The organism is Pseudomonas asturiensis (assembly GCF_900143095.1).
Lineage (GTDB): Bacteria > Pseudomonadota > Gammaproteobacteria > Pseudomonadales > Pseudomonadaceae > Aquipseudomonas > Aquipseudomonas asturiensis.
On sequence record NZ_FRDA01000006.1, the window covers coordinates 297,849 to 319,017 of the forward strand.

Below are 21,169 nucleotides of genomic sequence, written 5' to 3' on the forward strand. Positions count from 1 at the left end.
GTCAGTTCCGTCAGCGATATGTCGCTTCAGAAAAAGCATCGCCGGCAGGCCGCCTCCCACAAAAATCAGTCTCTCAGCACGTTACGTGTCGATCAGAACCCATCTGCCGGGCGCTGCAAGCCGAGGTTTTCACGCAGCGTGGTGCCTTCGTATTCGGTGCGAAACAGGCCACGGCGCTGCAACTCAGGCACCAGCAGACGGGCCACGTCTTCAAGGCCTCCGGGCAGGTGCGGCACCAACACGTTGAAGCCATCGGCAGCGCCCTGTTCAAACCAGGTTTGCAGCTCATCGGCGACCTGTGCAGGCGTGCCGATCAGGCTGTAATGCCCTCGGCCACCGGCAATGCGACGGCCCAGTTGCGCGAGGTTGAGGTGTTCGCGCTCAGCCAGTTCGGTCAGCAATGTCTGGCGACTGCGCTGGCCGCTGTCGGTCAACGGCAACTCGGGCAACGGGCCGTCCTGCGGATAACCGGACAGGTCGAAATTGCCCAGCATCCGCCCCAGCAAAGCAATACCGACCTCGGGCTCCACCAGCGCTTGAAACGACTCGAACTTTTCCCTGGCCAGCGCTTCGGTCTGCGCCACAACGATCAACACACCAGGCATGATTTTCAGCGAATCGGCACTGCGCCCATACGCTTCGAGGCGGCCCTTGATGTCGGCATAGAACGCCTGTGCGCTGGCCAGAGACGTCTGTGCGGTGAACACCACCTCAGCCGTTTGCGCCGCCAGATCGCGGCCGACCTCCGAAGAGCCCGCCTGGACAACGACGGGCTGGCCTTGCGCAGAGCGCGCCACGTTGAGCGGACCTTTGACGCTGAAGTGTTCACCCTGGTGATTGAGCACCTGTACTTTGGCCGGGTCGTAATACTGACCGCTGGCCTTGTCTCGTGTGAACGCGTCGTCTGCCCAACTGTTCCACAACCCGACCACCACCTGATGAAACTCACGGGCGCGGCTGTAGCGCCCGGCATGACCCACGTGTTCGCTGCGGCCAAAATTGTGCGCTTCGGCAGCAGCATCGGAGGTCACCAGATTCCACCCTGCCCGACCGCCCGACAGATGATCCAGCGAGGCAAACTTGCGCGCCACGTGATACGGCTCGTTGTAGGTCGTGGTTGCGGTGGCGATCAGACCAATGTGATCGGTCACCGCGCTCAGCGCCGACAGCAGCGTCAGCGGCTCGAAATGATCGGAGCGTGCCATACGACTGGCAATGTCACCCGTGGCGGCAGCGACGCTGTCCGCCACGAACAACGCATCGAACTTCGCCGCTTCGGCGACCTGGGCCAGATGCCGGTAATGCTTGAAATCAAGCCCCGCATCGGCGGGTACTTCCGGGTGTCGCCAGGCCGCCACGTGGTGCCCGGTGGCCATCAGGAAAGCGCCCAGTTTCATCTGTCGAGCCGTCGTGCTCATACCTGTCTCCTTTCAGGGCGGTCGCCCGCTTAGAAATCCTTGCGTACCTGCACACCGAAGTAACGCTCGTCGTCACGCGGCACCGAGCGATACACATAGTTGCCGCCCGTGGCGAGCATGGGTGAATAGGACTTGTCCGCCAGGTTTTTGCCCAGCAGCGCCACGCGCCAGCCGCTGTTGTAATCGGCCAGCGCAACACTTGCGTTCCAGATGCCGTAGGCGCCCTGTTTGGTGTCCGGGTTCTGGCTGATGTCGTACTGCACCTCGCTCTGCCAGCTGTAATCGGTGCCCAGTTCGATATCCAGACCGTTGTCGAGCGGGATGGTGTAATCGGCGCGGACATAGCTTTTCCAGTCCGGGCTGTACGGCAGGGTTTTGCCATCGACATTGCATGATGCGGCGGCACCGGCCGGGCAGGCGAAGGTGTCGATGCGCGCCCGGGTATAGGACAGCGCGCCGGAGAACTTCAGGTTGCGCGTGGCCTGCAAGGCGTAATCCAGCTCGACACCTTCAGTGCTGACGCTGCCCGCGTTGATCAGCCGGGTCACGACCTGACCGGCAACGCTGTCGAAAAAGTTGGCCTGATAGTTATCGTAATCGCTGTGGAATACCGCCAGGTTGGTGGTCAGGCGATTGTTCCAGGTGGTGGCCTTGATGCCGACTTCCCAGGTGTTGGACGTCTCGGGTTTAAGGGCCTCGGTGTCACGCGGCTGCATGTTGAAAAATACGTTGTAGGCCGGACCTTTGTAGCCACGCGAGTAGGTGATGTAGCTGGTCACGCTGTCGCTCAGGTCGTATTGCAGGCCCAGACGCCCCGATTTGCCCTCTTCGTTCACCGAACCGGAACTGCTGGTCGCCGGCTGAATGCCGCTCACCGTGGTGGCCGACGTCGAAATGCGGCGGTGATCGTACTCAAGGTCGTCGTGAGTCCAGCGCAGCCCGGCAATGGCACGCAAGTCCGGGGTGAAGTTGAACGTGGTCTCGCCAAACACCGAGTAGCTTTGATTGGTGGTGCTGTAATCCGCAATTCCCTGATCGCTGCTCGTCGGCGTGATCAACGTGCGTTGATAGGTCTCGTCGCTCTTGCCGTGCATGTAGAACAGGCCGCCGACGTATTCGATGAACTGACCTTTCGGCGAGGCCAGGCGCAGCTCTTGTGAATACTGGTTGAACGTCAGATCGCCCTTGTCTTCGGTACCGGGGAACGCTGCGGTAATGGTCCCGAGGCGGTCGCCGTCCTGATACTGCGTGTTGTCCCAGCCGCGCCAGGCGGTGATCGACGTCAGGGTGTAGTCGCCCAATTGCCAGTCCAGTTGCCCGGACAGCCCTTTGTTGGTGTCTTCGACATGGCTGCGGTAATCGCTGATCACGTTGCGGTTGTCGCTGTCGGCACGCACCGGTGACAGCGCACTGGTGAACGCTGGCGTCAGCGATTTGGTCACCACGCCATTGGGCGCGTCGTCGTGGGACTGCATGTAGTCCGCCGCGAGGGTGAAGGTGATGTCATCGTTGGGCGTGAACTCCAGCTTGCCCCGCGCGCCCTTGCGGTTGTAGCCGTTGACCTCATGGCCGTTGAGTTTGTTGTCGACATTGCCGTCGTAGCTGCCGAACAACGTGGTGATCGAGCCCTTGAGGGTCTCCGGGATCAGGCTGCCACCGATGCCGAAACGCGTGCGACTTTCGTTGCCGCTGTAGTAGGACTGATCGATGTAGCCGTGGGTCTCTTCGGTCGGCGCCTTGGTTGTGACGTTGAGCACCCCGGCCGACGCGTTCTTGCCGAACAGCGTGCCTTGCGGGCCACGCAGGACTTCGATGCGCTCCAGATCAAGCAGATCGAGCGTGGCCTGGCCGGGACGGGCGTAGACCACACCGTCGATGACCGTCGCCACGGTCGGCTCGACGCCCGGCGAAGTGGAGATGGTGCCGACACCCCGCACGAACAGCGAAGTGTCCTTGTTCGACGCGCCGGTCCTGAAGTTCAGCGATGGCACCTGCTGGACGATGCTGGCGACACCGTTGCGGTTATCGCGCTCCAGTTGCTCGCCTTGAATCACCGACACGGCGACCGGCACCTTCTGCAGCGACTCTTCGCGGCGCGTGGCGGTCACGGTGACCGATTCCAGTGTCGGTGTATCACTCGCCTGCTCGACGGTTTCAGCCGCCATGACCGGAACCATGGGCAACGCCGTCAGCCCCATCAGCAACCAGCCACAACGACGCCCCCGCGCCGTATGAGCCTGATTGATGGCCTGCGCCAGCCGTGTGTGTTTGACGCCATCCCCACGTGTTGTGTGCATCTGCGTGCCTGCCTGAAATATGCCCTGATCCGACAGTGCCTCGGGCACTGACGCCTTTGATTACAACTAAACGGGTCCGGGCATTCGCGGTGGCGAGTAGCAGACAAACCATCTTTGTTAGCGCTAACATCGCCAGTATCAGGAAATGACAGATAGATCGTCCAATACTGAAAAATTAGTTTTATATGCTTTTAAATTTTAAAAGAAGCGGACGAGCATGGCCGACGAAGTACCCGTGACACGTAAACGCCGAGGCGCAGGCCGGGTGACGATCAATGCCGTAGCCAAACAGGCAGGCGTGTCGGCCATCACAGTTTCGCGCTATTTCAATCAGCCGGAACAGGTGTCGCCGCCACTGCGCGAGCGCATCGCGGCGGCGGTCAGTGCGTTGGGTTATGTGCCCAATCTGGTGGCAGGCGGCCTGGCGTCAGCGCGCAGCCGAGTGGTGGCGATGGTGATCCCGAACATCTCCGGGCCGATCTTCGCCAACACCATTCAGGGCTTCAGCGACACCTTGAGCCAGCACGGTTTTCAGTTGCTGCTGGCCTCCAGCTATTTTTCGGTCGAGCAGGAAGAAAGCGCCGTGCGCGCTTTTCTGGGCTGGTCGCCGGCAGCACTGGTGCTGACCAGCCGCTTTCACAGCGAAGCGACGGAAAGGATGATCGAACAGGCGGATATTCCGGTCATCGAAACCTGGGACCATCAACCTGAACGCAGCCCGATCCAGATCGGGTTTTCTCACTACGACGTCGGGGTCACGGCGGCGCGCTATCTCCATGGCAAGGGCTACCGTCGCACGGTCTTCGTGGAGAACAGCGTGGCGGGCGACTTCAGCGCACAGGAGCGCCGCGACGGTTATGTCGCAACGCTTCAGGCCCTCGGTCTGAAGCCGGGTGTTTTTGTGCCGGATGCAGGGCTTACGCCGTTTGAAGCAGGCAAGCAGGCGATGGATGTGCTGATGAACCAGCATCCTCGCCCTGATGCCATTTTCTTCGCCAACGACAACCTGGCGGCAGGCGGCCTGCTCACCAGCCAGCGCATCGGCCTGCAGACGCCGGGGGATTGTGCCGTGATGGGCTTCGGCGATTACGCCTTCGCGCAAATGATGATGCCCAGCCTGACCACCATCAAACCGCCTGCCCTGCAAATCGGCGTGTTGGCGGCACAGCGGGTGCTGGAGAGCCTGGGAGTATTGCCGGTCGAGGGCGGGATTGAGCGGCTGAATCTGCTGCAGTGCGAGCTGGTGGAGCGAGAGAGCACATAACCTGATCGTCCCCCACGCTGCGCGCTCACCGTCATAAGCAACGCTTGCAGCGAACCACTTACTCTGTGAAAGCGCTTGCCCGCGATGAACGATGACACGGTTCGTCTGACACACCGCGCCGACTTCATCGCCGGCAAGCCGCCTCCCACAGGGTTAAGCATTCAGTCGGCAACTGCCGTATCTGATCGTCCCCACGTGCGTGGGGACTTAGCCTGTGACGCTGCGCGTCACATTAAGGTCCACTCGATCAACGCACCATGTGCAGGAACTGCATGTGCCGCTCGTACTGGTCGAGCACGTCGTTGATGACTTGCTCCTTGGTGTAGCCAACCAGGTCGTAATCCTGACTGCCTTCACTCAAGTGAACCTCGGCTCGGTAGTAGCGGCGGTTGTTCAGTTGTTTGGAACCCATGCCGCCACGGGCGAACGAGGGGGTGAAGAAGCCTTTCATCTGCACCTGGTAGATGAACGGACGCTCCTCGCCATGGCCGATTTCCAGCGTCACCGAGTCGTTGGACGGGTCGGGTACATTGACCACGTTCAAGCCTTTCTCCACGAACACCGCCGTCACATCCTCAATGGCCGGGCGCACGGTCTGATCGAGGAAGCGGTACACCTCGTCTCGCGACGGATAGTGCACGGCCTGGCTCAAGCGCTGACGCCAGCCGCCACGTCGTGAGCCCGATACCGGAGCCAGCGAGTACAACTGCGCGATCTGACGCTGGGACTCCATGAAGAACGCCTTGTGCAGCCCCCACATCATCAACAGCAGGATCAGCGAGAACGGCAGCGACGTCAGCACCACCGCTGATTTCAACGCATCGATACTGCCCGAGAACAGCAGCCCGCTGGTGATCAGTGCGGTCGCCACGCCCCAGAACACACGCAGCCATTTCGGGCCGTCTTCATCCGGGTTGCCGCCCTTGGCCGACAGCGTCGACAGCACCACGGTGCCCGAGTCAGCAGAGGTGACAAAGAACACGAAGCTGATGAACACCGTCACGGCGATGACCGTCCTGCTCCACGGATAGGTTTCCAGCAGCAGGTACAGGGTCATCGAAGGATCGTCGATGGCTGACTGGCCCAGCGCGGTCATGCCGTGATTGAGTACCTGATCGATGGCACTGTTGCCGAAGATCGACATCCACGCCAGGGTGAAGCCCAGCGGGATCAACAGCACACCGAAGACGAATTCGCGGATGGTGCGACCACGGGAAATACGCGCGATGAACAGCCCCACGAACGGCGACCAGGCAATCCACCAGGCCCAGTAGAACACGGTCCAGCCGCCCAGCCAGTCGCTCGGCTTATCGTAGGCGTACACATCAAAACTCTTGGTCGGCAGCGCGCCCAGGTAGTCACCGATGTTCTGCACCAGCGTGTTGAGCAAGTGCTGGGTGGGACCGGCGAACAGCACGAACAGCAGCAGCGCACAGGCCAGCAGCATGTTGATGTCGGACATGACGCGTACGCCTTTATCGACGCCCGCGATGGCGACCAGAATCGCTGCGCCCATCATCAACGTGATCAGGCCGACCTGAATCCAGTGGGTATGAGCAACACCAAACAGGTAGTCCAGACCCGAGTTCAGGTGCAGCACCCCGAAGCCCATGTCGGCTCCCAGGCCAAAGATGGTCGCGATGATGCCGAAGCCGTCCACCGCATAGCCGATGGGGCCGTTGATACGCTTGCCGATCAGCGGATACAGCGCCGAACGCAGCGCCAGCGGCAGGTTATGGCGATAGGCGAAGTAGGCCAGCGCCATGCCGACAAAGGCAAACACGCCCCAGCCATGCAGGCCCCAGTGCAGAAAGAGCAACTGCATGCCCTGCCGCGCAGCCTCAGTGGTGCCGCCCTCGCCTTGCGGCGGTTGCAAAAGGTGCGTCAGGGGTTCGGACACGCAGAAGAAAAACAGCGTGATACTGATGCCCGCTGCAAACAGCATCCCGGCCCAGGACAGATAGCTGAATTCGGGCTCGTCGTGGTCGGCACCGAGCTTGATCTTGCCGTAGCCAGATACGGCGGTGACCACCACGAAGAGCAGATACAGCGTCATGGCCAGCATGTAGTACCAGCCGACCGTGTTGGCCGCCCAGTTCTGCGCCGCCAGCAGCCACGCACCGGCGGCTTGGGGGAAGGCGATTACAATGACGCCGAAGATCAGGATAAAGCTCGCAGCGAAGTAAAACACTGGAGCGTTCATGCGGACCGTACCGCTGGGTTGCGTACTCGGAGTACTCATCGACTGCATGCCTCCGGACTGATTGAAACCACTACAAAAAACGCATACGGCAAGGGTTAGCCTCCTGTTGTGAGCGGGCAGCGAACCACCGGTTTAACTTGAATGAACGTTCAATTTAAACATGAAAACGCCCGCGAACACGAATCGCGGGGCTGTGAATGCTGGCTCAGGCTTGGGTATGACGTGTGCGAGAGGGGATCGTTCCCGGGTGCGAGCCGATGAATTAACAGTTGGGATCTGCTTCATCTTTGCCGCTGACTGTCTCGCATAAAAACACTGAAGAGTGAGCGAGCTTGCTCGCGAAAAGGCCGGCGCTGACGCCATAGACCAGCGCCGGGCACGATCCCTCAGTGCGACGCTGATCGGCGCGACACCATCGATTACTTCTGCGTCCCGTCATCCTGTTGCTGCAGCAGGTTAGCCTGGGTGAGGTTGCAACCGGCCGGTACGCTGCGGGTCAGCCATACGTTGCCGCCGATGGTCGAGCCCTGGCCGATGGTGATGCGGCCCAGAATCGTCGCGCCGGCGTAGATCACCACGTCGTCTTCGACGATCGGATGACGCGCATGGCCCTTCTGCAACTGGCCGTCTTCATCGGCCGGGAAGCGCTTGGCGCCCAGCGTCACGGCCTGATAGATCCGCACCCGCTCGCCGATGATGGCGGTCTCGCCGATCACCACGCCTGTGCCGTGGTCGATGAAAAAGCTCGGGCCGATCTGCGCGCCGGGGTGAATGTCGATGCCGGTTGCCGAGTGCGCCAGCTCGGAACTGATGCGCGCCAGCAGTGGCAGACCTGCGCGGTACAAATGATGCGCCAGTCGATGATGAATCACCGCCAGAATGCCCGGATAGCACAACAGCACCTCGTCGACACTGCGCGCCGCCGGGTCGCCGTGGTAAGCCGCCAGCACGTCGGTGTCGAGCAGTTGACGAATGCCCGGCAGGGCCGTGGCGAAATCCTGAATCAGCACCAGCGCATGCTCGTCGATCCCCGTCAGCGCCTTGCCCTGCTGATGGGCCACATAACGCAGTTCAAGCCGGGCCTGCGCCAGCAGCGCATTGAGCGCCACGTCCAGCGTATGGCCGACATAGAAGTCCTCGCTCTCTTCACGCAGGTCAACCGGCCCGAGCCGCATCGGGAACAGCGCGCCGCTCAGTGCTTCGAGAATCTCACCCATGGCCGCACGCGACGGCAACTCACGACCGCCGTGTTCACCGCTTACGCGTCGGTTGCGCGTACGCCAGTCCTCACGCGCGGTGCGCAACTGGCTGACGATACGCTGCAACTGCCAATGGCTGGAACGGCCGTCGGCGGATGCTTCTGGAATATCGCTCACGCTGAACTCTCCTTGGTCTTGACGATGACGACCCGACACTACTGGCCGCTGCTTGTGCCACTCTACGGTAAACATTCAAGTGGAAAAAATAAGAATTTTTGTGCGAAACAGCTAAGCGGAGCATAAACACCGATAGGTTGCCGTGCAGGAAACGTCTGCCTATAGTCCGCTCACTCAGTTCGCTCACTCTCTACACGGCTTACTCACCACAATGATCAAAAATCAGCTGGCCCGCTTCAACCGCCTGGACCTGATCAACGCCCCCACGGCTCTGGAAAAACTCGACCGTCTGTCAAGCTGGGCAGGCCGTGATATCTACGTCAAACGCGATGACACCACCACGCTGGCGCTGGGCGGCAACAAGGTCCGCAAGCTGGAATACCTGGCGGCCGACGCGCTGGCGCAGGGCGCGGACACCCTGATCACGGCGGGCGCGATCCAGTCCAACCACGTACGCCAAACCGCCGCACTGGCTGCCCGTCTGGGTCTGGGCTGTGTGGCCCTGCTGGAAAACCCGATCGGCACCGACGATCCCAACTACCTGCACAACGGCAATCGCCTGCTGCTGGAGCTGTTCGACGCCAAGGTGGAACTGGTCGAAAACCTCGACAACGCCGACGAGCAGTTGCACGCGCTGGCCGCACGTCTGCGCAGCAGTGGCAAGAAGCCTTATCTGGTGCCCATTGGCGGCTCAAGCCCGGTTGGCGCACTGGGTTATGTACGCGCCGGGCTGGAACTGGCCGAGCAGATCAGGCAGACCGGCATCGACTTCGCCGCCGTGGTGCTGGCCTCAGGCAGCGCTGGCACCCACAGCGGTCTGGCGCTGGCATTGGCCAGTGAACTGCCGGACCTGTCGGTCATCGGTGTTACCGTTTCACGCAGCGAAGAAGCGCAACTGCCCAAGGTGCAAGGTCTGGCAGAACGCACGGCCGAACTGCTGGAAATCCCGCTGCCACAGCGTTTCAAGGTCGAACTGTGGGACGAGTATTTCGCCCCGCGCTACGGCGAACCGAATGCCGGGACACTCTCGGCGATCAAACTTGTGGCGGGTCATGAAGGTCTGCTGCTAGACCCGGTTTACACCGGCAAGGCGATGGCAGGTTTGCTGGACGGTATCGGTCGTCAGCGCTTCAACGACGGTCCGCTGATCTTCCTGCACACCGGCGGCGCACCCGCGCTGTTTGCCTACCCGGATGTGTTTGCCAATTGAAGGCATGAACAAGGAGTGGGGTTATGCCGAAAAAGAACGAAACGTGCTTTTTTAGTTATTTTTGTTCATAACTGGATGGCCTTATAGTGGCGCCCGGCAAGCACAGCTTCCGGCGTAACTCACTGAAAAAAAGCTGAATTCACAGCACCACGTCGCGTCCGCCCGGTCTGAAAATGGCCTGACACACTCACACAACAAGAGGCTCGCATGAACATTTCCGCCATTCGTCGCACGTTTCTTTTCTCGGCCCTGAGCCTAATGCTCGGTACCGGTATTGCTGGACACGCCATGGCTGGCGAGCAACTGCAGAAAATCAAGGACAGCGGCACCCTGAATGTGGGCCTGGAAGGCACGTATCCACCGTTCAGCTTCGTGGACGAGAACGGCAAGCTGACGGGCTTCGAGGTCGAGTTCTCCGAAGCGCTGGCCAAGGAACTGGGCGTCAAGGCCAAGATCCAGCCAACCAAATGGGATGGCATTCTGGCCGCTCTGGAGTCCAAGCGTCTCGACCTGGTGATCAACCAGGTCACTATCTCCGATGAGCGTAAGAAGAAGTACGACTTCTCCGAGCCTTACACCATTTCCGGTATTCAGGCGCTGACCCTGAAGAAGAACGAAGGCACCATCAAGACCGCTGACGACCTCAATGGCAAGAAAGTCGGGGTTGGCCTTGGCACCAACTATGAGCAATGGCTGAAGGAGAACGTCAAAGGCGCGGACATCAGGACCTATGACGATGACCCTACCAAGTTTCAGGACCTGAAATCGGGCCGTATCGACGCCATTCTGGTTGACCGTCTGGCGGCATTGGAAATGGTCACCAAGACCAAGGGCGCCATGGCCGTCGCTGGCGAACCCTTCTCCCGTCAGGAATCGGGCGTTGCACTGCGCAAAGGCGAGCCGGAACTGCTGGCAGCCATCAACAAGGCCATCGACAACCTGCGTGCCGACGGCACGTTGGCCAAGCTGTCGCAAAAGTACTTCAAGGCTGACGTGACCAAATGATTGAAGAGAGCCTAAAGCTCGCGCTGGATTCCGCGCCCTTTCTGCTCAAGGGCGCGTACTACACAGTCTTCCTCAGCCTGGGCGGTATGTTCTTTGGTTTGCTGCTGGGCTTCGGCCTGGCATTGATGCGCCTGTCGCGCTTCAAACCGCTGAGCTGGGTGGCGCGCATCTACGTATCGTTTTTCCGTGGCACGCCGCTGTTGGTGCAACTGTTCATGATCTACTACGGCCTGCCGGAACTGGGCATCGAACTGGATCCCCTGACAGCTGCGCTGATCGGCTTTTCGCTGAACATGGGCGCTTATGCCTGTGAAATCCTGCGGGCAGCCATCGGTGCAGTAGAACGCGGTCAATGGGAAGCCGCCGCCAGTATCGGCATGACCCGCTGGCAGACCATGCGCCGGGCGATCCTGCCGCAGGCGGCCCGCACGGCCTTGCCGCCACTGGGCAACAGCTTCATTTCGCTGGTCAAGGACACGGCGCTGGCCGCCACCATTCAGGTGCCGGAACTGTTCCGTCAAGCGCAACTGATCACGGCCCGCACCTTCGAAATTTTCACCATGTACCTGGCCGCTGCACTGATCTACTGGATCCTTGCCACGGCGCTCTCGCACCTGCAGAACAAGCTGGAAGCGCGGGTCAACCGGCATGACTTGGAGTCCTGACGCATGATCGTGGTTGAACAACTCACCAAGGAATTCAAGGGCAATGCCGTGCTCAAGGGCATCGACCTGCGTATCGAAGCCGGGGAAGTCGTGGCCATCATCGGGCCCAGCGGTTCAGGCAAGACGACCTTGCTGCGTTGCCTGAACCTGCTGGAAACCCCGACCAGCGGCCGTATCACGGTCGGCGACATCACCATCGACGGCACTCGCTCCATGAATCAGCAACAGGGCCTTATCCGCCAGTTGCGTCAGCAGGTCGGGTTTGTGTTTCAGAACTTCAATCTGTTTCCACACCGCACTGCGCTTGAGAACGTTATCGAAGGCCCGGTAGTGGTCAAGAAAGTGGCTCGCGAAAGCGCGCTGGCGCTGGGTCGAAAGCTGTTGGCCAAGGTGGGGCTGGCGGGCAAGGAAGACGCCTACCCTCGCAGGCTTTCAGGCGGCCAGCAACAGCGCGTGGCGATTGCCCGGGCGCTGGCAATGGAGCCCCAGGTGATTCTGTTCGACGAACCCACCTCGGCACTCGACCCGGAACTGGTGGGCGAAGTGCTGACCACCATAAGGGCGCTGGCCGAAGAAAAACGCACCATGGTCATTGTTACCCATGAGATGAGCTTTGCACGCGACGTTGCCAATCGCGTGATCTTCATCGACAAGGGCGTGATCGTGGAGCAAGGCGAGGCCAAGGCGCTGTTTGCCAACCCCAAAGAGGAACGCACGCGGCAATTTCTGGAACGAATCAGGGCCTGATCCTACGGCCTGCTTCCCAAAGGCAGCACCTTCCGGGTGCTGCCTTTTTTTGTTTTACATTTCAAAAAGGATTGATCAATCAGGATATTCGCTGAATCACGCCCTCTATTGGTTCAACCCATCTAAATAATCAACCGGTGAAAACGACGTTTGGTCACATTGATATCGACGCTTCGTACCGCCTGATACCGCCTCCGATAAGCCCCTTCACCTGAACCTGCCCAGCATGATCCCGGCATCGCTTTATCGATTTCTTGTGGTAGGACAGTTGATGCCTGCCAAGTAAACGGTTCCGAATATCATTTGTAGGAAGCATCTAATTTTTCAGAAAACACCGACTCAACAGCAGCCGTATATTGACACACACGAGCAAAGCTAATTAGCTCGCCTGAAACAAGGCATCTGAGTACCTGGCAAACTTTCAAGCCTCCAATTTCGACACTTTGTAATGTTTGCCATACCTTGGAATTTTGCGGTACTTATCCACTTGCCTGTTTTGAGTCTTATTTTAATTGAACATGACACCGTGTGACGAATTCTTACTTGAACCTCCCCTATTCTGGAGTACCCGACATGAACCAGACCTCTTTCAAAAACGACTGCGTAAAGCTCTCGGCCCCTTCTGTGCCGCAGGCCAGCCGACATGGCGTCGGCGTCAGGGCAGCGTCCAGCCTCAACGTACACATCGATTCTTATGAGGAAATGGACGAAGGCGACCTGATCGAACTGTTCTGGGACGGCTGTTACGTTGCGTCGAAAATTCTAACACCGTCTGACGTTGGGACGGATATTGTCCTACGAGTACCTGAAAGCTTTCTACAGAACGGCAAGGCGCGTACTTACTACAGAGTCATGAAAGTGGGTGGACTGCCCGTGACATCGGCGTGCCGCAAGCTGTGGGTAAAGCTCAACCCGCCCGGGGGACGCCTGCTCAGCCCCAACGCGGAGGAAAATCAGGGCCTGGCGCCGCTTTACGTGGCACCGTCGGTACTGCGTCGCGGCCTGACCAAAAGGCATCTGGATGGCGGATTGCCAATGGCTATCGAGCCCTACATGAATATGGCGGCCCATGACGAAATCACCGTACGCTGGGGTGATCTGCGCATGGACCTGCCGCCTCTGACCCAGGAAGACATCGGCGAACCGATTGACCTGGTCGTTCCGCCCGCGCTGATCATGGAGGCCGGTGACCAACAACTTGAAGTCACGTATTGCGTAATCGATCGGGTCGGGAATAACTCACTGTGGGCACCGCCACGCGAACTAACTATTCCGCCCTTGGGTGTTATCGCGCCATGACAACCGGACAGTTTTCGCGCGACCGACGTAACGACAAACACGACTTGACCGGTGAGGGCGGCACAGAGAGTTATTTGACACTCAATATAATTAATTAATACCTCATACATTAATCCGGATTGTTTTACCGCACTGCGTAAAGTTAGCGTGGTTTTTATAACCCGCCTCCCCTCAGATGAGTGGCCTGGAAGCCGATGAGCGTCACGACAGGCTCGCATCTTGCGACCCGTCATTGCCAATCTATGCTTATTCCAAAATGAACGTTTTAAAATCTTTTATACAAGCTTAGGGTATATGCACCGGACCACCGGACATCGTGATGTATTCAGCCGCACCCCATGCGGTCTATTGCTACGAGGTTTCGATGGTCACTTTCACACTACCCCCTGTGGATGGCACCCGGGTTGCGCAAGCTCCACAAGAGCATGACGTTGCCCCTCGCTTATTGCCCGCCAAGGTATTGCACAATGATGCCGAAGCGATTGCTGCTGCCCATGCACTGGCTGCAGCAGCAAAAGCGCAAGCCTCCAGGCGCGATCAAGAGCGGTTGCTGCCCTGGCCGGAAATTGAGCAGTTCACGCACAGCGGGCTGGGCAGCATTTCCATTCCGCGCGCCTATGGCGGCCCAGAGGTGTCGTTCGTCACGGTTGCCGAGGTGTTCCGGATCATCTCGGCGGCCGATCCTGCACTGGGACAAATCCCGCAGAATCAGTTCGGCATCCTGCATTTGCTGCAAGGCACCGCCAGCGAACAGCAGAAGAAAGTGCTATTCAAAAGCGTGCTGGACGGCTGGCGCATCGGTAACGCCGGGCCTGAGCGCGGCACCAAAAACACCCTGGACCTTAAAGCCCGAATCACCGCCGACGATAATCGCTTCGTAATCAGTGGCCAGAAGTTCTACTCCACCGGGGCGCTCTTCGCCCATTGGGTCGCCGTCAAGGCACTGGACGACGAAGGCCGGCAGGTCATGGCGTTCGTCAAGCGCGGCACGCCGGGCCTGCGCATCGTCGATGACTGGTCAGGCTTTGGCCAACGCACCACGGCCAGCGGCACCGTACTGCTCGATAACGTACCGGTCGAGGCAGAGCACGTGGTCGCCAACTGGCGACTGTCTTTGACGCCCAACATTCAAGGTGCCGTATCGCAGCTGATTCAGGCCGCCATCGACGCAGGCATCGCACGCGGCGCTATCGACGATGCCATTGCCTTTGTCCGGGATCGCTCCAGGCCGTGGATCGACGCCAAAGTCGAGCGCGCCAGTGACGACCTGTATGTGATCGCCGACATCGGCAAGCTCAAACTCGAACTGCACGCGGCTGAGGCCCTGTTGCGCAAGGCCGGACAGGTTCTGGACGAGGTCAGCGCCTTCCCCATCGACGAACAGTCCGCCGCCCTTGCGTCCATTGCCGTGGCGCGCGCCAAAGTGCTGACCACCGAAGTCTCGTTGCAGGCCAGTGAAAAGCTGTTCGAGCTGGCGGGCAGCCGAGCGACGCTGGCCGAATTCAACCTTGATCGTCACTGGCGCAATGCACGTGTCCACACGCTGCACGATCCGGTGCGCTGGAAATACCACGCCGTCGGCACCTGGCATTTGAACGGCACCCTGCCCGCTCGCCATTCCTGGATCTGAACCAGACCACTGGAGCACACCTTTCATGAGTTTCAATCCACAGGCGCGCGACTACGCAGCGCTGATCACCCATGACGCCCAGGCCCTGCAGGTCGCCCGCGAACTGGCCGAACACTTCAAGACCGAAAGCGCCGTGCGCGACCGCGAACGACGCTTGCCACATGCCGAACTGGCGCTGTTCAGTCAGTCGGGGCTGTGGGGCATCAGCGTACCGAAAGCCTTTGGCGGTGCGGGCGTGTCTTCAGTGACTCTGGCCAAGGTCATTGCCCTGATCTCCGAAGCCGATGGCTCCCTGGGGCAGATTCCACAGAACCATTTCTACGCCCTTGAGGTGCTGCGCGTGAACGGCAGCCCGCAGCAGCAAAAGCGCCTGTACGCCGAAGCGCTGGCGGGCCAGCGTTTCGGCAGCGCACTGGCCGAACTGGGCACCAAAACAGCACACGACCGCACCACACGCCTGATGCGTGAAGGCAGCGGCTATCGCATCAACGGGCGCAAGTTCTATGCGACCGGTGCGCTGTATGCGCAGCGCATTCCGACCTCGGTGATCGACGACGACGGCATTCAGCAACTGGCGTTCGTGCCGCACGACAGTGCGGGCCTGACAGTCATCGACGACTGGAGCGGTTTCGGCCAGCGCACCACGGGCAGCGGTTCGGTGGCGTTCAACAACGTATACGTTGATCAACAGGACGTCGTGCCTTTCCAGAGCGCCTTCGAGCGCCCGACCACGGTCGGCCCGCTGGCGCAGATTCTCCACGCAGCCATCGACACCGGCATCGCCCGCGCGGCCTTCGAAGACGCGCTGACCTTTGTTCGCACGCGCACCCGGCCGTGGATCGACTCAGGCATCGACAAGGCCGTGGACGATCCGCTGACCCTGCACAGCTTCGGCAGGCTCGGCATTCGCCTGCACGCCGCCGAGGCCTTGCTGGAGCGCGCGGGTGAGTATCTGGATCGTGCGCAGGCTGACAGCAACGCCGACACCGTTGCCGCCGCGTCCATCGCCGTCGCGGAAGCGCGCGCCATCAGCACCGAGATTTCCCTGGCAGCAGGCAGCACCCTCTTCGAACTGGCGGGCAGTCAATCGACGCTCGCCGAGCATGGCCTGGATCGCCACTGGCGCAACGCTCGCGTGCACACATTGCACGATCCGGTGCGCTGGAAATTCCACGCCATCGGCAACTATTACCTCAACGACACCCACCCTCCCTTGCGGGGGACGATCTGATGGCGCGCAAGAAGATCCTGCTCAACGCCTTCAACATGAACTGCATCGGCCATATCAACCATGGCCTGTGGACGCACCCGCGTGACACGTCCACGCAGTTCAACAGCCTGGAATACTGGACCGATCTGGCGAAGCTGCTGGAGCGCGGCCTGTTCGACGGGCTGTTCATCGCCGATATCGTCGGGGTGTACGACATTTATCAGAATTCAGTGGACGTCACGCTCAAGGAGGCGATTCAGTTGCCGGTCAACGACCCGTTGCTGCTGGTGTCGGCCATGGCGGGCGTCACCAGGCACCTGGGGTTCGGCCTGACCGCCAACCTGACGTACGACGCGCCTTATCTGTTCGCCCGACGCATGTCCACGCTCGATCATCTGAGCCGTGGCCGGGTCGGCTGGAACATCGTGACCGGTTACCTGGACAGCGCAGCACGGGCCATGGGCCTGAGCGAACAGGTGGAACACGACCGACGCTACGACCAGGCCGACGAGTACCTGGAGGTGCTCTACAAGCTCTGGGAAGGGAGTTGGGAGGACGGTGCAGTGATCAATGATCGCGAGCAACGCGTTTACGCCCAGCCAGGCAAGGTTCACAAAGTGCGGCACGCAGGCGAGTTCTATCAGGTCGAGGGCTATCACCTGTGCGAGCCCTCGCCACAGCGCACGCCAGTGCTGTTTCAAGCGGGCAGCTCGGAGCGTGGTTTGCAGTTCGCCGGGCAGAACGCCGAGTGCGTGTTCATCAGCGGACAGAACAAGGCCTCGACCCGCGAGCAGGTGGACAAGGTGCGCGCCAGCGCCGTGCAGGCCGGGCGCAACCCCGACGACATCAAGGTGTTCATGGGCCTGAACGTGATCGTCGCTGCGACCCAGGCGCTGGCACAAGAAAAACAGGCCGAGTATCGCCGCCACGCCAGCGCCGAAGCAGGCGTGGCGCACTTTGCGGCGTCCACCGGGATCGATTTCGCGCAGTACGAACTGGATGAGCCCATTCAGTACGTGAAGAGCAACGCTATTCAGTCGGCGACCAGGAACCTGAAAAACAATGACTGGACCCGCCAGAAACTGCTCGATCAGCACGCCTTGGGCGGCCGCTACATCACAGTGATCGGCTCGCCTGAACAGGTCGCCGACGAGCTGGAATCGTGGATCGCCGAAACCGGCCTAGACGGCTTCAACCTGACCCGCATCGTCACCCCGGAAAGCTACGAAGACTTCATCGATCTGGTGATCCCCGAACTGCAACGCCGAGGGTCGTACAAGACCGCGTATGAAGACGGCAGCCTGCGCAAAAAACTGTTCCCCCAAGGTACCGACCGCCTCCCGCCGCAGCACGCGGGCGCCGGTTATCGGCAGGGCAACACAGGTTATGCCGAATAGCCACAGCCTCTGGGAGCAACCGGGCTTGTACTGAATAACGACAACCCGTGGGAGGAACAGAGGCTGTACCCAATAGCTAAAACCTGTGGGAGCGAGCTTGCTCGCGAAGGCCATTTTTCAAACGCTACGCCTCTAGCGCCTGCATCGGCCCGTTCGCGAGCGGGCTCGCTCCCACAGGATGTTGATCATCTCAATAACCCGTCATTTCAACGGAATGCACCATGACCAAAACCTTCGCAGCCCTGGCCTTTGGCCTGTTGACCCTGACCGCTCACGCCGCCGACGCGCCTTTAAAGGTCGGCACCACCGCAGCCTTCGCCATTCCGCTTGAGGCCGCCGTCGAGGAGGCGGGCAAGCAGGGCCTGAAGGTCGAGCTGGTCGAGTTCACCGACTGGATCGCACCCAACGTCACCCTCGCGGCAGGCGACATCGACGTGAACTACTTTCAGCACATTCCCTTCCTGACCAACGCCAACGAAGCCGCAGGTTTCGGCCTGGTGCCGTACGCGCCGGGCATCATCAACAACGTCGGGCTGTACTCGAAAAAGTACAAAAGCTTCGACGAGTTGCCGGTTGGCGCAACCGTGGCCATCGCCAACGACCCGATCAACAGCGGGCGCGGCCTGCAATTGCTGGCCAAGGCCGGGCTGATCACGCTCAAGCAAGGCGTCGGCTACAAGGCGACCGAAGACGACATCACCGCCAACCCGAAAAAACTCAAGCTCATCCAGGTCGAGGCCGTGCAGCTGGTACGCGCCTACGACGACGCCGATCTGGTGCAGGGCTACCCGGCCTACATTCGCCTGGCCAAGACCTTCCCGGCCGATTCGGCGATCCTGTTCGACGGCATGGATCACCCTGAGTACGTCATCCAGTTCGTGATCAAGCCCGAGCGCAAGGACGATCCGCGCCTGGCGAAGTTCGTCGACATCTACCAGCACTCGCCGGTGGTCCGGGCCGCGCTGGACAAGGTCAACGGCAAGCTCTATCAGGTGGGGTGGAAAGAATGACGGCCATCGCTCAGCGACAATGGACGCCGGACGTCAAACCTTCGGCGCGACAGACCGAGCTGCACCCGGACCTGAACCATGCACACGTGCGCTTCATCAACCTGGGCAAGACCTATCAGGGCCGACAAGGCCCGGTGGAGGCGCTGGGCAACATCGATCTGGCGATCCAGCGCGGCGAAATCTTCGGCATCATCGGCCGCAGTGGCGCGGGCAAGTCGTCGCTGATCCGCACCATCAACCGTCTGGAACAGCCCAGCAGCGGCCGGGTGTTGATCGATCAGGTGGACATCGGCGACTTCAACGAAGACAAGCTGGTAGAGCTGCGCCGTCGCATCGGCATGATCTTCCAGCACTTCAACCTGATGTCGGCCAAGACCGTCTGGAAGAACGTCGAGCTGCCGCTCAAGGTCGCAGGCGTGCCCAAGGAGCAACGTCGGCGCAAGGTCGCAGAACTGCTGGAACTGGTGGGTTTGCAGGACAAACACAACGCCTATCCCGCGCAGTTGTCCGGTGGTCAGAAGCAGCGCGTCGGCATCGCCCGCGCGCTGGTGCACGACCCGGCCATTCTGCTGTGTGACGAGGCCACCTCGGCGCTCGACCCGGAAACCACGCAGTCGATTCTTTCGTTGTTACGTGAAATCAATCAGCGATTGGGCCTGACAATCATCCTGATCACCCACGAGATGGCCGTGATCCGGGAAATCTGCGACCGCGTGGTGGTGCTCGAGCGCGGCCAGATCGTTGAACAAGGCCCGGTCTGGCAAGTGTTCGGCAACCCTCAACACCAGGTCAGCAAAACCCTGCTGGCGCCGTTGCAACACGCGTTGCCCGAGGACCTGCAGGCTCGCTTGCAGCAGCAGCCCTCTGACAAACACTCAAGCGTCGTGCTCGACCTGCAGTTCACCGGCAGCACGGCCCAGGAGCCTGACTTGTCTGCGCTGTTCAGCGCATTCGGCGGGCGCGTCAGTTTGTTGCATGGCGGTGTAGAGCGCATTCAAGGCCGTGCGCTGGGACACCTTTTGCTCGCCATCAGCCATTCGCCGTTGTCCGTCGAAGAGCTGCTCACTCGCGCCCGCACGCAGGCGCAACACGCACAGGTATTGGGTTATGTGGCTTGATCGTTTGTGGCAAGGGATTATCGACACGTTCCTGATGGTGGGGGTGTCATCGCTGCTTGCGCTGATTCTGGGCATCCCGCTGGCGGTGATTCTGGTCACCAGCGGCAAGGGCGGGATTTTCGAAGCGCCTAACGTCAACCGCGTGCTGGGCGCGTTCGTCAACATCTTCCGCTCTGTGCCGTTTCTGATTCTGATGGTCGCGCTGATACCTTTCACCCGACTGATCGTCGGCACGACGTACGGGGTCTGGGCCGCCGTCGTCCCGCTGACCATTGCCGCCACGCCGTTCTTCGCACGCATCGCTGAAGTCAGCTTGCGCGAAGTGGACCACGGCCTGATCGAAGCCGCGCAGGCCATGGGCTGCCGCCGCTGGCACATCATCTGGCACGTGCTGTTGCCCGAAGCGCTGCCGGGCATTGTCGGCGGCTTCACCATCACCCTGGTGACCATGATCAACTCCTCAGCCATGGCGGGCGCAATAGGCGCGGGCGGCCTGGGCGACATCGCCTATCGCTACGGCTATCAGCGTTTCGACACGCAAGTGATGCTGACCGTGATCGTATTGCTGGTGGTGCTGGTGGCCGTCATTCAACTGGGTGGGGACAGGTTGGCGGTGCGATTGAACAAGCGCTGACGGTCCGGGGTATATTGGCGGCCTTCCCGGACCGGACCGCCTTTGATGAAACTCGATCCCCAGACCCTCGCCCAGATCACCACGACCACGGTGGAACATTACAACCGTGTTGCCGACGACTTCCGCGAAGGGACGCGGGACCATGACGTCAGCCAGAACATCGACGCGCTGTTGCGCCATATCGAAGGACCGACGCCGTGGCAGATTCTGGATTTCGGCTGCGGACCGGGGCGTGATCTGAAGACCTTCACGTCGATGGGTCATGTCGCGGTCGGGTTGGACGGCTCCGAGCGCTTTGCCGAAATGGCACGCAGCGAAACCGGTTGCGAGGTGCTACAGCAAAACTTCCTCGAACTCGACCTGCCGCCCGCGCGCTTCGACGGCATCTTCGCCAACGCCGTGCTGTTCCACGTGCCGCGTCAGGAACTGCCACGCGTACTGCTTCAACTGCACGCCACGCTCAAGCCTGGCGGTGTGCTGTTCAGCTCCAACCCGCGTGGGCAGAACCAGGAAGGCTGGAGCGGTGAGCGCTACGGCGCCTACCACGACCTGGAATCATGGCGCGCCTTGCTGACCGAAGCCGGGTTCGTCGAACTGGAACACTACTACCGCCCCGCCGGACTGCCACGAGAGCAACAGCCATGGCTGGCGAGCGTCTGGCGCAGGGTGTAAGCCGACGGTTTTCA

17 protein-coding genes are annotated in these 21,169 nt (G+C 60.5%); 13 read left to right on the plus strand and 4 right to left on the minus strand.

Features of this window, described 5'->3' with window-relative positions; genetic code table 11:
• Positions 1 to 92: 92 nt before the first annotated feature.
• Positions 93 to 1,418, minus strand: coding sequence for an LLM class flavin-dependent oxidoreductase (locus BUB69_RS13630; RefSeq protein ID WP_073167493.1), 1,326 nt, complete (start codon positions 1,416 to 1,418; stop codon positions 93 to 95).
• Between the two features lie 29 nt (positions 1,419 to 1,447).
• On the minus strand, positions 1,448 to 3,715 hold the full coding sequence (locus BUB69_RS13635) for a TonB-dependent receptor (protein ID WP_073167678.1): 2,268 nt from the start codon (positions 3,713 to 3,715) through the stop codon (positions 1,448 to 1,450).
• Positions 3,716 to 3,932: 217 nt separating this feature from the next.
• On the opposite strand from BUB69_RS13635, the gene BUB69_RS13640 reads away from it, so the two are divergent.
• On the plus strand, positions 3,933 to 4,979 hold the full coding sequence (locus tag BUB69_RS13640; RefSeq protein WP_073167497.1) for a LacI family DNA-binding transcriptional regulator: 1,047 nt from the start codon (positions 3,933 to 3,935) through the stop codon (positions 4,977 to 4,979).
• A gap of 247 nt (positions 4,980 to 5,226) precedes the next feature.
• On the opposite strand, the gene betT is transcribed toward BUB69_RS13640, so the two are convergent.
• A complete protein-coding gene (betT, locus tag BUB69_RS13645) occupies positions 5,227 to 7,182 on the minus strand; it encodes a choline transporter BetT (protein WP_163032101.1) in 1,956 nt (651 codons plus the stop codon).
• Between the two features lie 419 nt (positions 7,183 to 7,601).
• A complete protein-coding gene (gene epsC, locus BUB69_RS13650; protein ID WP_073167503.1) occupies positions 7,602 to 8,558 on the minus strand; it encodes a serine O-acetyltransferase EpsC in 957 nt (318 codons plus the stop codon).
• Positions 8,559 to 8,769: 211 nt separating this feature from the next.
• Between epsC and BUB69_RS13655 the strand changes: the two genes are divergently transcribed.
• The 12 genes from BUB69_RS13655 (at position 8,770) to BUB69_RS13710 (ending at position 21,155) form a co-directional block, all read left to right on the plus strand.
• Positions 8,770 to 9,768 (plus strand): D-cysteine desulfhydrase, encoded by a 999-nt coding sequence (locus tag BUB69_RS13655; RefSeq protein WP_073167506.1) that lies wholly within the window; start codon positions 8,770 to 8,772, stop codon positions 9,766 to 9,768.
• A gap of 207 nt (positions 9,769 to 9,975) precedes the next feature.
• Positions 9,976 to 10,773 carry a cystine ABC transporter substrate-binding protein gene (gene tcyJ / locus BUB69_RS13660; RefSeq protein WP_073167510.1) on the plus strand — a complete coding sequence of 266 codons (798 nt, stop codon included), beginning with the start codon at positions 9,976 to 9,978 and terminating at the stop codon, positions 10,771 to 10,773.
• Positions 10,770 to 11,438 (plus strand): cystine ABC transporter permease, encoded by a 669-nt coding sequence (gene tcyL / locus BUB69_RS13665; protein WP_073167514.1) that lies wholly within the window; start codon positions 10,770 to 10,772, stop codon positions 11,436 to 11,438. Before tcyJ ends, tcyL begins: the two co-directional genes overlap by 4 nt.
• 3 nt (positions 11,439 to 11,441) lie before the next feature.
• On the plus strand, positions 11,442 to 12,185 hold the full coding sequence (gene tcyN, locus BUB69_RS13670) for an L-cystine ABC transporter ATP-binding protein TcyN (protein ID WP_073167517.1): 744 nt from the start codon (positions 11,442 to 11,444) through the stop codon (positions 12,183 to 12,185).
• Positions 12,186 to 12,758: 573 nt separating this feature from the next.
• Positions 12,759 to 13,484 carry a hypothetical protein gene (locus BUB69_RS13675; RefSeq protein WP_073167519.1) on the plus strand — a complete coding sequence of 242 codons (726 nt, stop codon included), beginning with the start codon at positions 12,759 to 12,761 and terminating at the stop codon, positions 13,482 to 13,484.
• A 364-nt stretch (positions 13,485 to 13,848) separates the two neighbouring features.
• The gene (locus BUB69_RS13680) at positions 13,849 to 15,114 is read left to right on the plus strand and encodes an SfnB family sulfur acquisition oxidoreductase (RefSeq protein ID WP_073167681.1); all 1,266 of its coding nucleotides are present in this window, start codon (positions 13,849 to 13,851) and stop codon (positions 15,112 to 15,114) included.
• A 25-nt stretch (positions 15,115 to 15,139) separates the two neighbouring features.
• Complete coding sequence (locus BUB69_RS13685) at positions 15,140 to 16,345, plus strand: SfnB family sulfur acquisition oxidoreductase (RefSeq protein ID WP_073167521.1); 1,206 nt, start codon at positions 15,140 to 15,142, stop codon at positions 16,343 to 16,345.
• Positions 16,345 to 17,721, plus strand: a complete 1,377-nt coding sequence (locus BUB69_RS13690; protein ID WP_073167523.1) for an LLM class flavin-dependent oxidoreductase — start codon at positions 16,345 to 16,347, stop codon at positions 17,719 to 17,721. The genes BUB69_RS13685 and BUB69_RS13690 overlap by 1 nt, the downstream gene beginning before the upstream one ends.
• 221 nt (positions 17,722 to 17,942) lie before the next feature.
• A complete protein-coding gene (locus tag BUB69_RS13695; protein WP_073167527.1) occupies positions 17,943 to 18,731 on the plus strand; it encodes a MetQ/NlpA family ABC transporter substrate-binding protein in 789 nt (262 codons plus the stop codon).
• A complete protein-coding gene (locus BUB69_RS13700) occupies positions 18,728 to 19,849 on the plus strand; it encodes a methionine ABC transporter ATP-binding protein (protein ID WP_073167532.1) in 1,122 nt (373 codons plus the stop codon). Before BUB69_RS13695 ends, BUB69_RS13700 begins: the two co-directional genes overlap by 4 nt.
• A complete protein-coding gene (locus BUB69_RS13705) occupies positions 19,839 to 20,483 on the plus strand; it encodes a methionine ABC transporter permease (protein WP_073167535.1) in 645 nt (214 codons plus the stop codon). The genes BUB69_RS13700 and BUB69_RS13705 overlap by 11 nt, the downstream gene beginning before the upstream one ends.
• A 45-nt stretch (positions 20,484 to 20,528) precedes the next feature.
• Entirely contained in the window at positions 20,529 to 21,155 is a 627-nt protein-coding gene (locus BUB69_RS13710) for a class I SAM-dependent methyltransferase (RefSeq protein WP_073167540.1), read from the plus strand.
• Positions 21,156 to 21,169: the final 14 nt, after the last annotated feature.